General features: G+C 59.1%; 10 protein-coding genes and 2 tRNA genes. 10 read left to right on the top strand and 2 right to left on the bottom strand.

From position 1 onward, the window contains the following. Positions 1–93 precede the first annotated feature (93 nt). On the bottom strand, positions 94–1095 hold the full coding sequence (locus GTO91_RS07520; RefSeq protein WP_161257251.1) for an EamA family transporter: 1002 nt from the start codon (positions 1093–1095) through the stop codon (positions 94–96). Between the two features lie 110 nt (positions 1096–1205). Between GTO91_RS07520 and pdxR the strand changes: the two genes are divergently transcribed. Next, complete coding sequence (pdxR, locus tag GTO91_RS07515; protein ID WP_161257250.1) at positions 1206–2657, top strand: MocR-like pyridoxine biosynthesis transcription factor PdxR; 1452 nt, start codon at positions 1206–1208, stop codon at positions 2655–2657. Between the two features lie 124 nt (positions 2658–2781). On the opposite strand, the gene GTO91_RS07510 is transcribed toward pdxR, so the two are convergent. After that, on the bottom strand, positions 2782–4479 hold the full coding sequence (locus tag GTO91_RS07510) for a DEAD/DEAH box helicase (protein ID WP_328793753.1): 1698 nt from the start codon (positions 4477–4479) through the stop codon (positions 2782–2784). A 172-nt stretch (positions 4480–4651) separates the two neighbouring features. Between GTO91_RS07510 and GTO91_RS07505 the strand changes: the two genes are divergently transcribed. The 9 genes from GTO91_RS07505 (at position 4652) to GTO91_RS07465 (ending at position 17297) form a co-directional block, all read left to right on the top strand. Beyond that, the gene (locus tag GTO91_RS07505; protein ID WP_161257249.1) at positions 4652–5785 is read left to right on the top strand and encodes a uroporphyrinogen decarboxylase/cobalamine-independent methonine synthase family protein; all 1134 of its coding nucleotides are present in this window, start codon (positions 4652–4654) and stop codon (positions 5783–5785) included. Beyond that, the gene (locus GTO91_RS07500) at positions 5782–5976 is read left to right on the top strand and encodes a YwbE family protein (RefSeq protein ID WP_161257245.1); all 195 of its coding nucleotides are present in this window, start codon (positions 5782–5784) and stop codon (positions 5974–5976) included. The genes GTO91_RS07505 and GTO91_RS07500 overlap by 4 nt, the downstream gene beginning before the upstream one ends. Positions 5977–6001: 25 nt before the next feature. Further along, a complete protein-coding gene (gene hrpB / locus GTO91_RS07495; RefSeq protein WP_161257241.1) occupies positions 6002–8554 on the top strand; it encodes an ATP-dependent helicase HrpB in 2553 nt (850 codons plus the stop codon). A 349-nt stretch (positions 8555–8903) separates the two neighbouring features. Beyond that, positions 8904–9383, top strand: a complete 480-nt coding sequence (locus GTO91_RS18080; protein WP_161257237.1) for a GNAT family N-acetyltransferase — start codon at positions 8904–8906, stop codon at positions 9381–9383. A gap of 121 nt (positions 9384–9504) precedes the next feature. Beyond that, positions 9505–10149, top strand: coding sequence for a phage tail protein (locus GTO91_RS07485; RefSeq protein WP_161257234.1), 645 nt, complete (start codon positions 9505–9507; stop codon positions 10147–10149). Between the two features lie 861 nt (positions 10150–11010). Next, positions 11011–15702 carry an S-layer homology domain-containing protein gene (locus tag GTO91_RS07480; RefSeq protein ID WP_161257231.1) on the top strand — a complete coding sequence of 1564 codons (4692 nt, stop codon included), beginning with the start codon at positions 11011–11013 and terminating at the stop codon, positions 15700–15702. A gap of 320 nt (positions 15703–16022) precedes the next feature. Next, positions 16023–16997 (top strand): 1-phosphofructokinase, encoded by a 975-nt coding sequence (gene pfkB, locus GTO91_RS07475; RefSeq protein ID WP_161257228.1) that lies wholly within the window; start codon positions 16023–16025, stop codon positions 16995–16997. Positions 16998–17141: 144 nt separating this feature from the next. Beyond that, a tRNA-Arg gene (locus tag GTO91_RS07470) sits at positions 17142–17216 on the top strand. 5 nt (positions 17217–17221) lie between these two features. After that, positions 17222–17297: transfer RNA gene (locus GTO91_RS07465), tRNA-Trp, on the top strand. Positions 17298–17643: the final 346 nt, after the last annotated feature.

The raw sequence follows: 17643 nt of genomic DNA, 5'->3' as shown, positions 1-17643 counted from the left end.
TGCTAACGAGGTAATCCATGCCTTCGTATTGTTTGAATGATATAGATGAAGGGGACGCTGCCGGGATACCGGCGGCTTTTTTATTTGGTTCTTTCACCGCTGATGTGTCGATGCCTCTGACGATGTTGACGCCGCCGATGCTACCGATGCCGTCGATGCTGCTGAGATCGTTGTCGCCGATGCCGTTGATATCGCTGAAGTCGCTGGCAACACCAGTGATTTGAGTATGTTCCAGTTGACGATCAGCACGCCGGAGAGCACCGAAGCGAGACCGAGGAAGGTATAGGCGGTCAGGCTTTCGCCGGCCCACCAGAAGCCAACGAACTGGGCGATGAGCGGTGAGATGTAGGTCCAGGTGGAGGGAAAGAGGGGGTTCGTCGCCCGGACGAGCCAGTAATAGGTTCCATGGCCGACGATGGAGCCGAAGACGGTGAGGTAGGCCCAGGCGCCGAGGATCTCTGCGTTCCAGGGCTGTATCTGGCCGGTCTCGAAGAGGGATGAAAGTAAGAGCAGCAACAGGCCGCCGGCGACCATCTGGGCCGCGTTAAAGAGGTAGGGGTTTACACCGGCGCTGAGGGCGCGCTTGGAACGGACGGCGCCGAAGGCGTAGGTCGCCTGGGCCAGGAGGATGATGGTGACAGAGAGCAGGGCCATTGTGCCCGAACTTCCCCCTTGCAGGGAGGGATAGACGGCGATGGCGACACCGGTGAGACCCAGGCACAGGCCAGCGAGTTTTAACGGGGTGAAGCCATCCTTGCTTTTTCGCTGAAATCGCTCGACGAGGCTCACCTTCAGCGGGGCAGTGGCGGACAGCAGGGCGGCGAGGCCGGATGTGATATGCTGTTCTCCCCAGTAGAGGGCGCCGAAAAGAAAGCCGGTCATGGTGACGCCGACAAAGGCGGCATCGGCAAGCTGTTGCCGGGTCAGTCCTTCTCCCCTGCCGATCAGGCGAAAAAAGCCGTAGACCAGCAGGCCGGCCAGGAAAAAGCGCGTGCCGGCGAAGAAAAAGGGCTGGACGCCGGCCTCCAGTCCCACTTTGATGGCGAGAAAGGTCGTGCCGAAAATGGCGCACATCAACGCGTAGGCTCCGATCATGCTGCACACATCCCTTGCTGTTTCGATAACACTTCGGTAAGATAGCCCTATAAAACCACTGTTATCCCATAACAGTCAACGGATGAGTAGAACACTTGGAGGCGCGTCGGATGAAGGTCGATCTGGATCGCAGCAAAGAGCCGTCGCTACGGGAACAAATCTGTGCGGGGATCGGGGAGCGCATCCGTTCCGGGTTATTGCGCCCAGGGGAGAAACTGCCTTCGGTCCGCCAACTGGCCCGCGATCTCGGCGTCAGCCTGATGACGGCGGTCGAGGCATACGCGCTGTTGGAAAAACGGGGGCTCGTCGAGTCGGTTCAGGGGAAGGGGACTTTTGTGCGGGAACGTTCGATGCCTGTCGACGTTGCCGGGGATCCTTTCGGGTGGCAGATGGCCGTTGCCGATTACCTTCCCCGGGCGAGCTTTTGGAGCCAGAGCGCCGTCCGCTTGCCGCCGGAAATCCTTGACTTGGCGACGGCCTCGATCCACCATTCTCTGTTGCCCCTGCCTCTGCTGGAGGCCTCCATAGAGAGCGCGCTGAAAAAAGCGCCCCAATCGCTGGGGCGCTATGCTCCCTTTCAGGGTGATCCAGAGTTTTTGGAGGTGGTGGCCGATTACCTGCGCCATCAGGGGTTGCCCATATCGCCCCACCAGTTGATCATCACCAACGGCACGCAACAGGGGATCGATCTCTTTGCGCGGACCTTTCTGGGGCCGGAGGATGTGCTGGCCATGGAGGTCCCGGCCTTTTCGGGCGCCATCGACGCCTTCCGGTTGAGCCATCCCCATATCGTCCCCGTGCCCGTCGACCAAGAGGGCATCCGGGTGGAGATTTTGGAGGAACTGTCGACGCGGATGCGGATCAAGGCCATCTATGTGGTCCCGACCTATCAAAACCCGACGGGCAGCGTCATGTCGCTCAAACGGCGCAGGGCCTTGATCGAGTTTGCCGTCGAGACGGGGGCGCTGATTCTCGAAGACGAGCCCCACCGGGAGTTGACCCTGGCCGGGAAAGGCAGCCTACCGCCGCCTTTAAAAGCTCTCGACCCGGACGGACGGGTCGTTTATCTGAAGGGTTTCAGCAAGTTTCTCTTCCCCGGCCTTCGCCTTGGCGTGCTGGCCGCCGATGGCACCTTGTACCGGCGGCTTTTGGCGGCCAAGTCGATCGTCGACCTGGGCTCCCCCTTGTGGTTGCAAAAGGCGCTGGTTCCCTTTTTCCGGGATCCGAAGCTCCCCCGGTACATCGACCGGTTGAACGGGATACTGCTGCGGCGAAGCCGGCAGGTCGGCGACACGCTGGCGCAGCGGCTGAGCCCGGCCATCCGCTGGCAGCGGCCCCAGGGGGGCATGCATCTGTGGCTGACCGTGCCCCCTTTTTTGGATGCCGACAGCCTGCTGCCGGAGGCGCACCGGCGCGGGATTCATTTTTTGCCCGGTTCCATCTTTTACCCCGGTGAGCCGGAGTCCAACCACCTGCGCGTCTGCTGGACGAACCTGGCCGACGAGGAATTGCCGAGGGCGCTGGAGATCCTCTGCGGGGTGCTGAACGAGGCGGTCCGGTAGGTGTGGGTGACGTGGCTTGATAATGAAAATGGTCGGAGACGAAAGCGGTTGATAGTGAACGCGGTCGGTGGTGAATGCGGTCGATGCAGAAGCCGACTTGCGCGCGCCTGTGCTTTTGTTTTCCTTAATGCGTGGGCGGGGTCGGCGGGGTGTGCTGCGGCTTCCCATAACCCTTTGGTCCACGGCTGCGGTTCCCGCCGCCAGCGAAGCGCCCCCCGCCACCACCGGCAAAGCGGCCGCCGCCTACTCCGGTGAAACGCCCGCCCCCGGTCATGGTGCCGGCGGCGCCGGTCACGCGACCGCCGCCCCCTTTGCCCTTGCCGCCTGCTGCGGCAAAAGCGCCGCCGGCAGGTTTGCGTTGGCCGCCGCGGAATTCGCCGCCACGAGATTCCCCGCTGCGAACTTGATTGCCTCGAAAATCGCCGCCGCCGAAGCGCTGTCTCTGGCGCGGAAAGCCCTTGCCCTGTTTATGCTGAAAGGGCTGTTTGAACGCTTTGCGGACCCGGAGCGGCGCTTCCGGGGTGAGCTTGATCTCCACATCGTTCGTCGTCTTCGTCAGCAACTTCAGGGCAGCGGCAAGCAGTGTCACCGAATCCTCGCTGTCGAGCAGTTCCTCGGCGCGGCTTTTATAGGCGTCGATCTGGCCCTCCTCGACGACCCGCAGCAGTCTGTCGACGGCCATGCCCTGCAAGCCTGCGGCCGCCTCGCCGACGGTGGGGATGGACATGCGGATCATCTTCCGTTTGGTCACCGACTCGATGGTCCGCAGGTGGTCCATCTCGCGGGGGGTGACAAAGGTGATGGCCAGCCCGGCTTTTCCCGCCCGGCCGGTTCGGCCGATGCGGTGCACATACCCCTCGGGATCCTGGGGAATGTCGAAGTTGTAAACGTGAGTGACGCCGCTGATGTCGAGGCCGCGGGCGGCGACGCCGGTGGCGACGAGGATGTCGACGACGCCGGTGCGGAACTGGCGCAGGACGCTCTCCCGTTTGCCCTGGGTCAGATCGCCATGGATCCCTTCAGCCGGGTAGCCCCGTTTTTTCAAGGCCTCTGTCAGTTCGTCGACCCGCCGCTTGGTGCGGCCGAAGATGATGGACAGTTCGGGTGACTGGATGTCGAGCAGGCGGCTCAACACATCGAACTTCTGCCGCTCATGCAGTTCGATGTAGGATTGTTCGATGAGCGGGACGGTGACCTCTTTTGTTTGGGTGCGGATGACCTGCGGGTTTTTGAGGTAGCGTTCGGCGAGGGATTGAATCGGTTTGGGCATGGTGGCCGAGAAGAGCAGGGTCTGCCGCGTCTCTGGCGTGTCCTTGAGGATGGTCTCAATATCCTCCATGAAGCCCATGTCCAGCATCTCGTCGGCTTCATCGAGGACGACGGCGGCGATGTCGCTGAGGCGCACTGTTTTGCGGCGCATGTGGTCCATCAGCCGGCCTGGTGTGGCGACGATGATGGGCGGCCCTTTTTTCAAGGCCCGGATCTGGCGGACCATGTCCTGGCCGCCATAGATGGGAAGCGCTGTGACGCCGGCCTTGTGGCCGAGCCGGTTCAGTTCTTCGGCGACCTGGATGCAGAGTTCGCGCGTCGGCGTCAGGACGACGGCCTGCAAACGCTCCGGCTCATCTTTGACTTTTTCGATGAGAGGGATGCCGAAGGCGGCCGTTTTCCCCGTGCCCGTTTGGGCCTGGCCGATCAGATCGGCCCCGGCCAGGGCGGGCGGGATGGTTTGTTCCTGGATCGGGGTGGGCTCCTCGAAGCCCATGTCGTTTAAGGCGTCGATGATCCTGTCGCTGATCCCGAGGCTGATGAATTTGTCCAATGGTTCACCCTCCAATGACGCATGCTGGATATAGGGTGACTCCGTTTGTGACCGGCTATGACTGGAATGACGGGATTTATGAACGGACGAAGGGTGTGCTGAACGGACCAAGGGTTTACTGATGGACGAAGGTTTTGTGAATGAATGAAGGTTATAAGGATGGTGTTCGCTGTTGTTTCCGATCGTGACGGCTATGGGCAGTTTGCCTGTCGACAGTTATGAAGAGGCGAAGGCGTTGGTGGCGGCAGGGTGTCCCCAAGCGCCGCACTGCCCGCAGCTTCCCGTTGTATGTAAGGAAGATCTGCTGCTGGAACAGGGGCTTGCCCCCTGGGAGCGCGCGGGGCTGATCCGGCGTCTTCCTGACGGAAGGCCCGTCGTTGATCGCTCCGCCGACGGGTTCGCCGAGGCGTTGGCGCGGTTTTCCCGGATCTGCGGCGTCGGGGAATGCGGCGTCGATGAGCCCATCGAGTGGTACAGCAATGACGAGTCACTCTTTGCGCAGAAGAGCCCGACCTACCTCCGATTTCGCCAGGACCTGTTGGAGCGGGCCTGGCCAGGGAACGTGAACTGGGTGAAGGCGCAGTTGGCTGGGCCGCTGACGACGGCGCGGTATGTGACCGATGAGCGCGGGCAATCCCTGCTGGACGATCCGCAACTGCGGGAACTGGTTCTCGCGTCGGCGGCGCTGCAGGCGTCCTGGATGGCGAGCGATCTGCGGCGGCTTCCCTGGCCGGTGATGATCTTTGTGGATGAGCCGGGACTGGTCGGTTTGGGACGCGAACCTGGATGTGACCCCGCGATGGCTCCCGGAGAGACGGCCGGTTTTGATGGCAGCGACGACGTGGTCCGCCGGTTTGTCCGGACGATGGTCCAGGCGGTCGGCCAGACGGGCGCGCTGGCGGGGCTGCATTGCTGCGGCGACACGGACTGGTCGGTGATCTTGGACAGCGGCGCCCACGTCGTCAGTTTTGACGCCTGCCGGCACTTTGCGGGGATGCTTCGCCACACCGAAGCAGTGAGGCGCTTTTTGGATCGCGGGGGCCTGTTGGCCTGGGGAGTTGTGCCGACGGAGCCGGAGGCGCTGGAGGCGGCCACGGTGGAAGGACTGCTGCAAAAGCTGGCGGAGCAGATGGCAGCGATGGAGGGGAAGGGTGTCCCCGGCGATGCGATACGGCGGCAGTTGATCCTCACCCCGGCCTGCGGGTACGGACTGCGGGCGGTTGCTGAAGCGGAGAAGGCCTACGAACTGCTTGGGCAGTTTTCTTCCCGCATCAAGAAAGCCGGTGGAAGGGGGATTCGCCTGTGAACGGCAGGGAACGCAAGAACATCCGGCCGGGCAGCCGGGTGAAGATTGTGCAGAAGCAGCATCAACGGACGGGGGAACTGACGGAGGGTGTCGTAAAAGACATTCTGACGAAGAGCGCCGTTCACCCCCATGGGATCAAGGTGCGGCTGGAGAATGGGATCGTCGGTCGCGTGCAAGAAGTTATCGAGTGACGCAGGGGTAAGAAAGGGATTATCGATGACGTTATTGCCGATCGAGGCCAGTCTGCCGGCTTTGAAGGAAGCCCTCCGCACCCGGACGAACGCCGTGCTGGTGGCCCCGCCCGGCGCCGGCAAGACGACGCGGGCGCCGCTGGCGCTGCTTGACGAACCCTGGATGGCAGGAAAGCGCATCGTCATGCTGGAGCCGCGTCGCTTGGCCGCCCGTTCCGCCGCCCGCCACATGGCCGCCAGCCTCGGGGAACCGGTTGGGGAGACGGTGGGTTTTCGGGTCCGGCTGGAGACGCGGGTGGGACCGAAGACGCGCATCGAGGTGGTCACCGAGGGGGTGCTCACTCGGCTCTTGCAGGCTGATCCGGCCTTGGAGGACGTGGGGCTGGTCATCTTTGACGAGTTTCACGAACGGAGCCTGGCGGCCGATCTGGGGCTGGCGCTCTGCCTCCAGTCGCAGGCGCTGTTACGGGAGGATCTGCGCCTCCTGGTCATGTCGGCCACACTGGACGCAGAGCCAGTGGCGGCTCTCCTGGGTGATGCGCCCATTGTTGTCAGTGAAGGCCGACCTTTTCCGGTAGAAACGCGTTACCTGGAGCGGCGCGCCGAAGGACCGATTGAGTCGCGGGTCGCGCAGACGGTCCGGGAGGCTTTGGTGAACGATGAGGGCGACATCCTGGTCTTTTTGCCGGGGGCGAAGGAAATCCGGCGGGTGGAGATGCGGCTGACCGAGATGGGGCTGGGAACGGAAGCGCTGCGTCTCTGCCCGCTACAGGGCGGCCTGCCCCTCGAAGCCCAGGACCGGGCTATCGCGCCGAGCCCGCCTGGGGTTCGCAAGGTCGTACTGGCCACATCGATCGCTGAGACGAGCCTCACCGTTGAAGGGGTGCGGGTTGTGATCGACAGCGGCCTCATGCGGGTTTCGCGCTTTTCGCCGCGCACGGGGATGACGCGACTGGAGACGGTTCCCGTCTCGCGGGCGTCGGCGGATCAGCGCCGGGGCCGAGCAGGACGTTTGGGGCCTGGGGTCTGTTACCGCCTATGGACGCAAGCAGAGGATCTGCGCCTTGCGCCGAGAGGCACGCCGGAGATTCTGGAGGCAGACCTGGCGCCCCTGGCGCTGGAACTGGCCGCCTGGGGGATCGCCGATCCGGCGGAACTGCGGTGGCTCAATGCGCCGCCGACGGCTGCCTTCGGGCAAGCGTGGGAACTTCTCGTTCAACTCGGCGCGCTTACGTCAGACGGGGGGCTCGGCGTCACTGGCGCTATCACCGCCCAAGGGCGGCGCATGGCGGAGGCGGGTTTGCACCCCCGATTGGCCCGCATGATCCTCCAGGCGATCCCGTTGGGACTTGGGGGAATTGCCTGCGATCTGGCGGCGATTTTGAGCGAACGGGACTTTTTTCGCGCCGATGGGACGTTGCCCGAGGCCGATCTACGGCTGCGCCTGGAGGCGCTGGCCGCGCTGGACACCGGCGACGCCTGTGGGGGCGCTTTCGGTTTTACCGTCGATAGAGCGGCGCGGCGGCGGATTCTTGCCGAGGCAAGCGCATTGAAAAGGGAGTTCGGCCATACCGCGTCAGTGGAGAAACGATTCCGCGCTTCTGCTGGCGCCGATGTGGACGCCTGCGGACTTTTGCTCGCTTTCGCTTTCCCCGACAGGATTGGCCAGCGGCGACCGGACGGACGATTTCTTTTGCGCAATGGGCGGGGCGCCGCATTTGCCGGGTCCCAGCCGCTGAACAAGTCCCCTTACCTGGTGGCGGCGGAACTGGATGATCAGGGGACGGAGAGCCGCATCTTTCTGGCGGCCCCGGTTGAACTGGAGGAGTTGGAGCGCCATTTTGAAGACCAGATCGAGCAGGAGGAACTGGTTGTCTGGGATCGAGCCGGCCAGGCTGTGCGGGCGCGCCGGCGAGAACGGCTGGGCGCGCTGGTCTTAGGCGAGGGTCCCTTCGCCGGCGCCGATCCCGAAGCGATACGGGCGGCGTTGCTTTCCGGGATCCGTGAGGAAGGGTTGGCAATCCTGCCCTGGACGAAGGCTGCCCGACAGTTGCAGGAACGGCTCCAGTTCATGGCCTATTGGGAGCCCGGTTGGCCGGATGTATCCGACGCTACGCTCTTGGCGAAGCAGGAGGAATGGCTCGGCCCGCACTTGTATGGACTTAAAAGCAGGGATGATCTGCAGCGGCTCGACTTAACGGCGATACTGCGAGGGAGTCTTCCCTGGGAGAAAGCACGGGAACTGGACGAGTGCGCGCCGACGCACATGGATGTCCCCAGCGGTCGACGGATCCCCATCGATTACCGCGCGCCGGAATCACCGGTGATCTCCGTCCGGCTGCAAGAGATGTTCGGTCAGGCGAAAACACCGAGAATCTGCCGCGGCAGGGCGCCTCTGACGATCCATCTGCTCTCGCCGGCGCATCGACCGGTGCAGGTCACCCAGGATCTGGCCAGTTTCTGGCGTGATGCCTACTTTGCGGTGCGAAAAGATTTGAAGGGGCGCTATCCCAAGCATTACTGGCCGGAGGATCCGGCATCTGCCACTGCGACGAGTCGTGTGCGCCCCGATAAGTAAGGCCGGCGCATTTTACCGCAGGCGATATCATGAACAAGCGAATGGATAAAGGGGTCTGAACTTGACGAAACTCGAGTTTTCAGACCCCTTTTTGATTATGTAGTAAAGACGCATTCACCGTCGCGCCTATGCAATCACCGTAAGGATAATTGCAATGAAAGAGGTGGTAATAACGGAGATGAGCAAAGTTAAATACTAGTTAAACAAGACCTAATGATTAATTAATTGACAAAGAGTTGGCAGGCAGGGTATATTTGCCTTGAGATAATTTTTCCATCATTAGTGCGATTAGGATTGGAAGCTTACCCAAGAGGTCTGATATTTTCCATGGAACAGGAGAAGGGAAACTGTGAACATCTTCCTGCGACCTGTTCAAAAAAACGATGAACCTTTTCTTTACGAGTTGTTTGTCAGCAGCCGCCCTGATTTGGATTGGATAGGCGCAGATGATGAGGTCAAAGGCCAGATCCTCACCCAGCAGTTTTTCGCGGAAGAGCAAGGGAATGCCGGTGCGGACCGCCGTATCGCTCTGCTCGACGACAAGCCGATCGGCAGATTGTATCTCCGTGAGGAAGAGACTTCAATACATATTCTTGCGATTGCCCTGCTGCCGGAATACCGCAGCAGGGGCATTGGAACCCGGCTGCTGGAGGCGGTGCAAAAAAGCGCCGCTGAATCCGGGAAAAAGCTCCGGCTGCGCGTGATGTGGTTTAACGGCGCAGCCCGCTCGCTCTATGAGCGATTCGCCTTTCGGGTGATCAACGACAGCGGGGTTTGCGTCGAAATGGAGTGGGATTCCCGGTCTCCCCATAGCCGAGATGAAGAGTAGGGTGGATGAAGTTTCGAGTTGAAAGGGGGGGGAGAGTGTTTTCCCAATCGGCAACGCCGAATGGGGACGGTCGCCTTAGTAAGCTCGCAGCGAAAAAACAGTAGAAAGGGAGAGGGTAGAAATGGAATGTTTCATCGGCACGATTCTTCCTTGGGCAGGCGCATGGGTCCCGCGGGGCTGGGCGCTTTGTGACGGGAGCCAGCTTCCCATCGCGCAAAACCAAGCCTTGTTTGCGGTGATTGGCACTACATATGGCGGAGACGGGAAGAATAACTTCAATCTGCCGAACCTGTGCGGGCGAGTCGCCATCGGCGATGGTCAGTTGTCAACCGAACCCATCCGCTACAAGCAGGGGGCCTATTCCGGGACGACAACCACCACGCTTCAGATGAGCAACCTGCCTGCCCATATGCACAGCCTGACCTCGACGCCGCAAAATCCGACGATCGCGATTCAAGGGTCTGCCAGTGTGCAAATTCAGGCTTCGACGGACACGACGATTGCGGGAGCCGCTGTGCCCCCTAATAACGGCTATCTTGGACCCGCCTCCGCTGGAAAAACGGCTGTGTCATTGTATGCGAACAACCTTGATTCGACGAAGTCGGCCAATTTGAATGGTGGCACAGTCAACTTTACCGCCAATCAAGTAACCGGCAGCACCGGCTCCAACACTGCGACTGCCCCCGCATCTTTTAGCAATATGCCGCCGTACCAGGTTGTCAAATACATCATCTGCCTCCAAGGCCTCTGGCCCGATCGAGATTGATGTCTTGCTGAAAGAGCGCGGCGAATTGCCCGTTTTTGTAATCGACCTAAAAAGGATCTGAACGCGGTTCAGATCCTTTTTAGGTATCGGTCGTCTTCGAAACATTGCTTTTCATGATACCTTACGCGCATTGACTGACGCATTTCGAGAAGTTTGCTTGAAAAACGGCATTTCACTTGTCGAACATCGAAAAAACGAGTGAGCATGAAGACAAAAAGAACAGATGAGTGCGTGTGCTTGCGGAATTCTTCTGTTTTTGAACATAGAGGACCGGATCAAAGGGCTCCTGCAGTTGCTGAATAAAGCGGGGGAAAGAGGGATGAAGAAGTGAACGGTACTGGCTTAAAAAAGAAGATGCGTTTTGGGTTCACGGTGTTGCTCTCGCTTCTGTTGGTTTTTGCGCCAATGCTTTTTGTCAATTCTTTAACTAATGTTGCCCATGGGGTCACAACAAGTTTTTCTGGGCAATTACTTAGCGCTAATATATTCGACCGGCCTGCGTTAATCTACGATTTTTGGGGTACGGACAGTGATAAACTCTGTAAACCTGGCGATGATTTAGAAGGTAGTACCACCGGGTATAACTATCTCTGGACAGATCCTGTTGACGCAGACTGGTTAATGGGAAATGAGTATTGTTACTTCACACGTGATTTGGTGCCGAGTGTGACTGGTACGTACACGATCGCTGTAAACCCTAATCTTACAACTTTACCGCAAAGCGGGTCTACTCCAGCAAAAGACACGACCATGTTTTTATATCAAGACACATTTGATCCTGCCAATCCGATTTCCAACTTGCTTTATGGCAATGATGATTCGGCTGCTGACCAATATTGGTCGACCATTAGCGGAGTAACCTTGACCGCCAACCAAAAGTATGTCTTGGTAGTAAGCAGTTTTACAAAAACGATCACGGGAGACGTTGCATTTACAATAACGGGTGACGGAGCCGTTGCTGTACGTCCGAATGCGAACTCATCGGACGCGTTAGCGGCGAGCACGGCCGCCAAAACGCCGACAGCCGAAGCGAACAAGGTGATGCTGACGATCAGCACGCCTGCGCAAACGGGCCACACGATCTATTACAGAACGGTAAGCTCGGATCCATCGGCGCTGGCCCCGGGCGCCGCTTTTAACTCATCCGGCTGGACGATGAACTCGACGGGGACGTCTGCCTTCGAGATCACCGCCACCGACGGGCATTACGTTGAAGTGGTGGAAGTCAACGGCGCAACGGTCACCCGGTGGGGCAAGACAGGCCCCGTCGATGACGGCTACACGGCGCCGGTGGCGGCCAGCGGGCTGAGCGCCAGCGCGGCGGCCAAAACGCCGACGGCCCAAGAGAACAAGGTGATGCTGACGATCAGCACGGCTGCGCAGGCAAGCCACAAGATCTACTACAAGGTGGTCAGCGCCGATCCGACAGCGCCGAACGTGGGGATAGCCTTCTCAGCGACAGGCTGGACGCAGAACACCAGCGGAACGGCGGCCTTCGAGATCACCGCCACGGACGGGCAGTACGTGGAAGTGGTGGAAGTGAAGGATGCGGACACAACGATCACCCGGTGGGGCAAGACAGGCCCCGTTGATGACGGCTACACAGCGCCGACTGCGGCCAGCGGTCTGAGCGCCGGCGCGGCGGCCAAAACGCCGACGGCCCAAGAGAACAAGGTGATGCTGACGATCAGCACGGCTGCACAGGCAAGCCACAAGATCTACTACAAGGTGGTCAGCGCCGATCCGACAGCGCCGAACGTGGGCACAGCCTTCACAGCGACAGGCTGGACGGAGAACACCAGCGGAACGTCTGCCTTCGAGATCACCGCCACGGACGGGCAGTACGTGGAAGTGGTGGAAGTGAAGGATGCGGACACAACGATCACCCGGTGGGGCAAGACAGGCCCCGTTGATGACGGCTACACAGCGCCGACTGCGGCCAGCGGTCTGAGCGCCGGCGCGGCGGCCAAAACGCCGACGGCCCAAGAGAACAAGGTGATGCTGACGATCAGCACGGCTGCACAGGCAAGCCACAAGATCTACTACAAGGTGGTCAGCGCCGATCCGACAGCGCCGAACGTGGGCACAGCCTTCACAGCGACAGGCTGGACGGAGAACACCAGCGGAACGTCTGCCTTCGAGATCACCGCCACGGACGGGCAGTACGTGGAAGTGGTGGAAGTGAAGGATGCGGACACAACGATCACCCGGTGGGGCAAGACAGGCCCCGTTGATGACGGCTACACAGCGCCGACTGCGGCCAGCGGTCTGAGCGCCGGCGCGGCGGCCAAAACGCCGACGGCCCAAGAGAACAAGGTGATGCTGACGATCAGCACGGCTGCACAGGCAAGCCACAAGATCTACTACAAGGTGGTCAGCGCCGATCCGACAGCGCCGAACGTGGGCACAGCCTTCACAGCGACAGGCTGGACGGAGAACACCAGCGGAACGTCTGCCTTCGAGATCACCGCCACGGACGGGCAGTACGTGGAAGTGGTGGAAGTGAAGGATGCGGACACGACGATCACCCGGTGGGGCAAGACAGGCCCCGTCGATGACGGCTACACAGCGCCGACTGCGGCCAGCGGTCTGAGCGCCAGCGCGGCGGCCAAAACGCCGACGGCCCAAGAGAACAAGGTGATGCTGACGATCAGCACGGCTGCACAGGCAAGCCACAAGATCTACTACAAGGTGGTCAGCGCCGATCCGACAGCGCCGAACGTGGGCACTGCCTTCACAGCGACAGGCTGGACGGAGAACACCAGCGGAACGTCTGCCTTCGAGATCACCGCCACGGACGGGCAGTACGTGGAAGTGGTGGAAGTGAAGGATGCGGACACGACGATCACCCGGTGGGGCAAGACAGGCCCCGTCGATGACGGCTACACGGCGCCGACTGCGGCCAGCGGTCTGAGCGCCGGCGCGGCGGCCAAAACGCCGACGGCCCAAGAGAACAAGGTGATGCTGACGATCAGCACGGCGGCGCAGGCAAGCCACAAGATTTACTACAAGGTGGTCAGCGCCGATCCGACAGCGCCAAACGTGGGCACAGCCTTCACAGCGACAGGCTGGACGGAGAACACCAGCGGGACGGCGGCCTTTGAGATCACCGCCACGGACGGGCAGTACGTGGAAGTGGTGGAAGTGAAGGACGCAGACACAACGATCACCCGGTGGGGCAAGACAGGCCCTGTCGATGACGGCTACACGGCAGCGCCGACGTACATGATCAGCGCCATCGCAGCCCAAACGCTGGAACCGTTGACGGTGGGTTACCTGAACGGGACGCAGCAGACGAAAACGGTGACGATCAGCCGGACGGGGACCGGAGTGCTGAACAACCTGGCGGTGGCGTTGGAGGGAGCCGGCGCGGGCGACTTTACCCTCGGGACGCTGTCGGCGACGACGCTAGACGACGGGCAGCCGACGGCGACCTTCACGGTGAAGGCGGTTGACGGGCTAGCCCAAGGGACCCATAGCGCGACGGTAAGAGTGACGGCGAACAACATGACTGCAGTGACCTTTACGGTGACTCAGGTGGTCAACCACAATGTTGATTTAAGCGGATTAAGCCTAAGTAATGGAACGTTATCGCCCGTCTTTAGCAGAAGCGTAATCGACTATGATGTGTCTGTGGCGAATAATGTTCAGGAAGTTACCGTCACCCCGACGGCCGCTCATCAGGACGCGACGATTAAAGTGAACGGCGTCAGCGTTGCAAGCGGCGTGCCCAGTTCACCCATCCAATTGACCGTTGGTAACAACACCATCCGGGTTGTCGTTTCGGCCCAAAATGACTCAAAAACCTATACGGTAACGGTTGCGCGAGCGGAAGCCGATTTTTTGGAAATTGCCAAAAGAGATCTCGCTATCGGCTTCTGGCCCGGCGATGCAACCCACCCGGCCGATTTATGGAACAATGTAACCAGAAACATTACGTTACTGACAACGGGCTCCAACGGTGCTCAAATCTCCTGGTCATCAAGCAATCTCAATTACATATCCCCAAACGGAACCGTTCAGCGTCCGGCTTCTGGCAGTGGTGATGCCACCGTTACGATGACGGCAACGCTCAATCTGGGTGTAAGAACTGTCCGGAAAACATTTTTCCTGGTTGTGAAGCCCCTGGACCAAGCGATTACGGGGACGCCAGTGGAGCGCACGGTCGATGTCAAGACTGGTGAAGATGGCGTCAAAGCCGCAGAGGTTGCCGTCTACCGTACGGTGGAAGGAACGAAAAAGGTCGACACAGTTGCGCTCAATGAGGAAAAAGCCGCTGAGAGTGTACAGGAGGCACTTCAGCAAAACCGAAGGGAAGTGCATATCGATCTCGCTTCCGACGCTCAGGCCAGGGATGCCGACGCATTTAATGTACAGGTCCATAGAGATGCCATTACCCGATTAGGCGCTAACCAGATGACACTTCAGATCGCTAGTCCCGATGTAAAAGTAACAATCCCGCAGGAGAGCGTTCAGACGTTGACCAACGATGGCATCGATTTGTACTTCCGCGTTGTTCCCATCAAACAAGCGCCCCAAGTAGCGCAGCAAACACAAGCGGCCAAGAACAATGCGACTGTTATGCAGGTCACAGGTGCTTCAGGCGATCAAATTCAATTGGTTGGCAAGCCGATGACCATTGAAACCAACTTAAGCAACCGGAGAACGAAGGTCACCTTCCCCTTGCCGAGCGACTTGCCCGCATCGCAGCTAGCCTCACTCAGGGTATGGGTCCAGCATACCGATGGAACGGAAGAAGTAAAAACGGGGACTATCGAGTATAACAACCAAGGTCGTCCCGTCGGCATCACCATTGAAATTGACAAGTTCAGTGTATTTACCATTGTCCGGGCCGAAGTCCCGAGCGGCGGGGGCGGCGGTGGTAGCGATGGAGACGGAACGGTAGTCACACCTGTAAAAAAACCTGATGAACCGACAAAACCGGTAGAACACACGGTCAAACAGACGATTCAACCGTACGTGTTCGGCTACCCCGACCGGACGTTCAAACCGGAGAAACCGATTACCAGGGGAGAACTGGCGGTCATCATCGACAGGCAACTGGCGAGTGCAGAAGAAATCATCGTAATAAAATACCCCGATGTGCCTTCTGAACACTGGGCCTTTGGCGCGATACAGAGGCTGCAGTCGATGAGGTTGATTCAAGGATACCCCGACGGCTCATTCCGGCCCGATCAGTATGTGACGCGGGCCGAACTGTCGGCCCTGGTGACAAAATGGAAGAAATTGTCCAATGAAGGGCGAATTTCCTTTAGCGATGTACAAGGGCACTGGGCAGAACAGTCCGTGGCTACTATGGAAGCAGCCAACATTCTTCATGGATATCCCGATGGACTATTTAGACCCGATCAGGCGGTCACGCGAGCGGAAATCGTGGTGCTCATGAACAATCTAATTGGAAGGAAGCCGCTGACCGGATTAAGCAAAACCACTTGGTCTGACGTGTCGGGAGAACACTGGGCTGCAGGCGCCATCGAAGCGGCATCGACAACATACACAATAGAGGTAAAAGTTGAAAACGAAAAACCCTAATTGATGGCGGTAGTGATTTTACACAAACACAGCGCAACACCATTAAGGGTAGGCCGGACTTTCTCCGGCCTTTTCTTTTTGGGGATACGGCTTTTGAGACTTATAACGGATAGAATAATAATTAGTTTGACAGAAAACTACGGCAATACTACCATAAAGAAGATAGAGATAATTAGTGCAAATAAGTTTTAATAGGTGGCGAAAGAATCCCGGTGAAACCATCCACCCGCACTGCGATTTGGCATACATCACACGGTGCTGGCGCCCAAATCTCGCCGAGGTAATCCACCGTAAGAAAAAAATGGGGGAGTGATGCCCTCTTGATCCTGACCGTCACATTAAACACAGCCATCGACAAGACCTACTGGGTAGAATGTTTTCAAGCCGGCGATGTGAAGCGGGTCAAAAAGGTGATCGCCACGGCGGGCGGCAAGGGGCTCAACGTGGCCCGCGTCATCCATGCCCTGGGTGAGCCGGTCCTGGCAACCGGATTCGTGGGTGGCTTTACCGGGCGGTATATTGAGTCAAAACTGGACGAACAGCAGGTCCGCCATGACTTTGTTCGGCTCGATGAGGAAAGCCGGACCTGCATTAATATCATCGATGAAACGACTGGTGTGCATACGGAGGTTCTAGAACCGGGACCGGCAGTCATGTCCGGTGATACCGAGCGCCTGCTTAAACGATTCCAAACACTGCTCGAACGCTGCACCGTCGTCACTTTGTCAGGCAGCCTGCCCCAGAGCATTGACGTGGATATTTACAAGCGTTTAATCACCATTGCCAAAGAGGCCGGAAAGAAGGTGATTCTCGATACGAGCGGCGAAGCTTTGATGCGCAGCATGGGGGCGGCGCCTACGCTGATCAAGCCGAACCGAAATGAGGTGAGCCAAATACTCGGCAGCCCGGTTCGCGATGCTGGGGAAGCCGCGAGGGCAGTCCGAGAACTGCTGGCGTTGGGGCCGGAGAGCGCGGCCATCTCATTAGGCAGTGACGGTGTCGTCTTGGGTTGGGGCGCCGGTCTTCGTGACAAACATAGCAGCAGATCCGGCGGCGCAACCGTTCTCTGGGCGAGACCGCCGGCGATCCAGCCCGTAAATACGGTCGGTTGCGGCGATGCGATGGTGGCCGCCTTCGCCTTGGTCCTCCGCCGGGGTTATGCGGCGGAAGCGATGGTCAGGTTTGCCGTCGCCGTTTCAGCCGCCTCAGCCCTGACAACGGAAACCGGCGGCTGCCGGGTCGACGATGTAGCGGAACTGATGGAACTGGTCGAGGTGAGACAACTGGGCCGGTAAGGGTTGGCGTTTAAGGTTCGCGCCTTGGCTGATTGCGATGAAAAACGAAATGAACGGCGTTGCCGTTTGTTTCTATTTGACTTTTTTCAATGGGCATGGTAAGATGCAATCCTGTTCCTTGAAGCGATCCAAGCCAGTGAGGAAGCGCCCGTAGCTCAGTGGATAGAGCACTGGTCTCCGGAACCAGGTGCGCAAGTTCGATTCTTGCCGGGCGCACCATATATAGGGGAGTAGCTCAATCGGTAGAGCGGCGGTCTCCAAAACCGTAGGCTGCGGGTTCAAGTCCTGTCTCCCCTGCCAAACCCATCCTATATGGGTCCACTGAATAAATGCGATAAACTTCCGGAACTTTCCGGTTGCAAAGTTGCAGGGTTAGTGTTAAGATACTCTTTGTGTCGTGGACAGCGATACAAAGCGTGACAGCAAAAACAAAGTGACTTTAACAAATTACCTAAAAAAGCCTGTTGACAATAGCGGGGTGCCATGATATTATAAGCTTCGCTCGGCAAACGGGCAAGAAAAAACTGGTCCTTGAAAATCGAACAGTTGCGAATCAAAAGCGTGCGAAACCAATCAATTCCGCTGCTGGTCGCTGATGAGGCAAACGCCGTTAGACGTGAGTGTTATCAGGGGATAGCAGCAGAAG

It is taken from the genome of Heliomicrobium undosum, assembly GCF_009877425.1.
Classification (GTDB): Bacteria; Bacillota; Desulfitobacteriia; order Heliobacteriales; family Heliobacteriaceae; genus Heliomicrobium; species Heliomicrobium undosum.
This window is presented reverse-complemented; position numbering and strand designations above follow the sequence as displayed.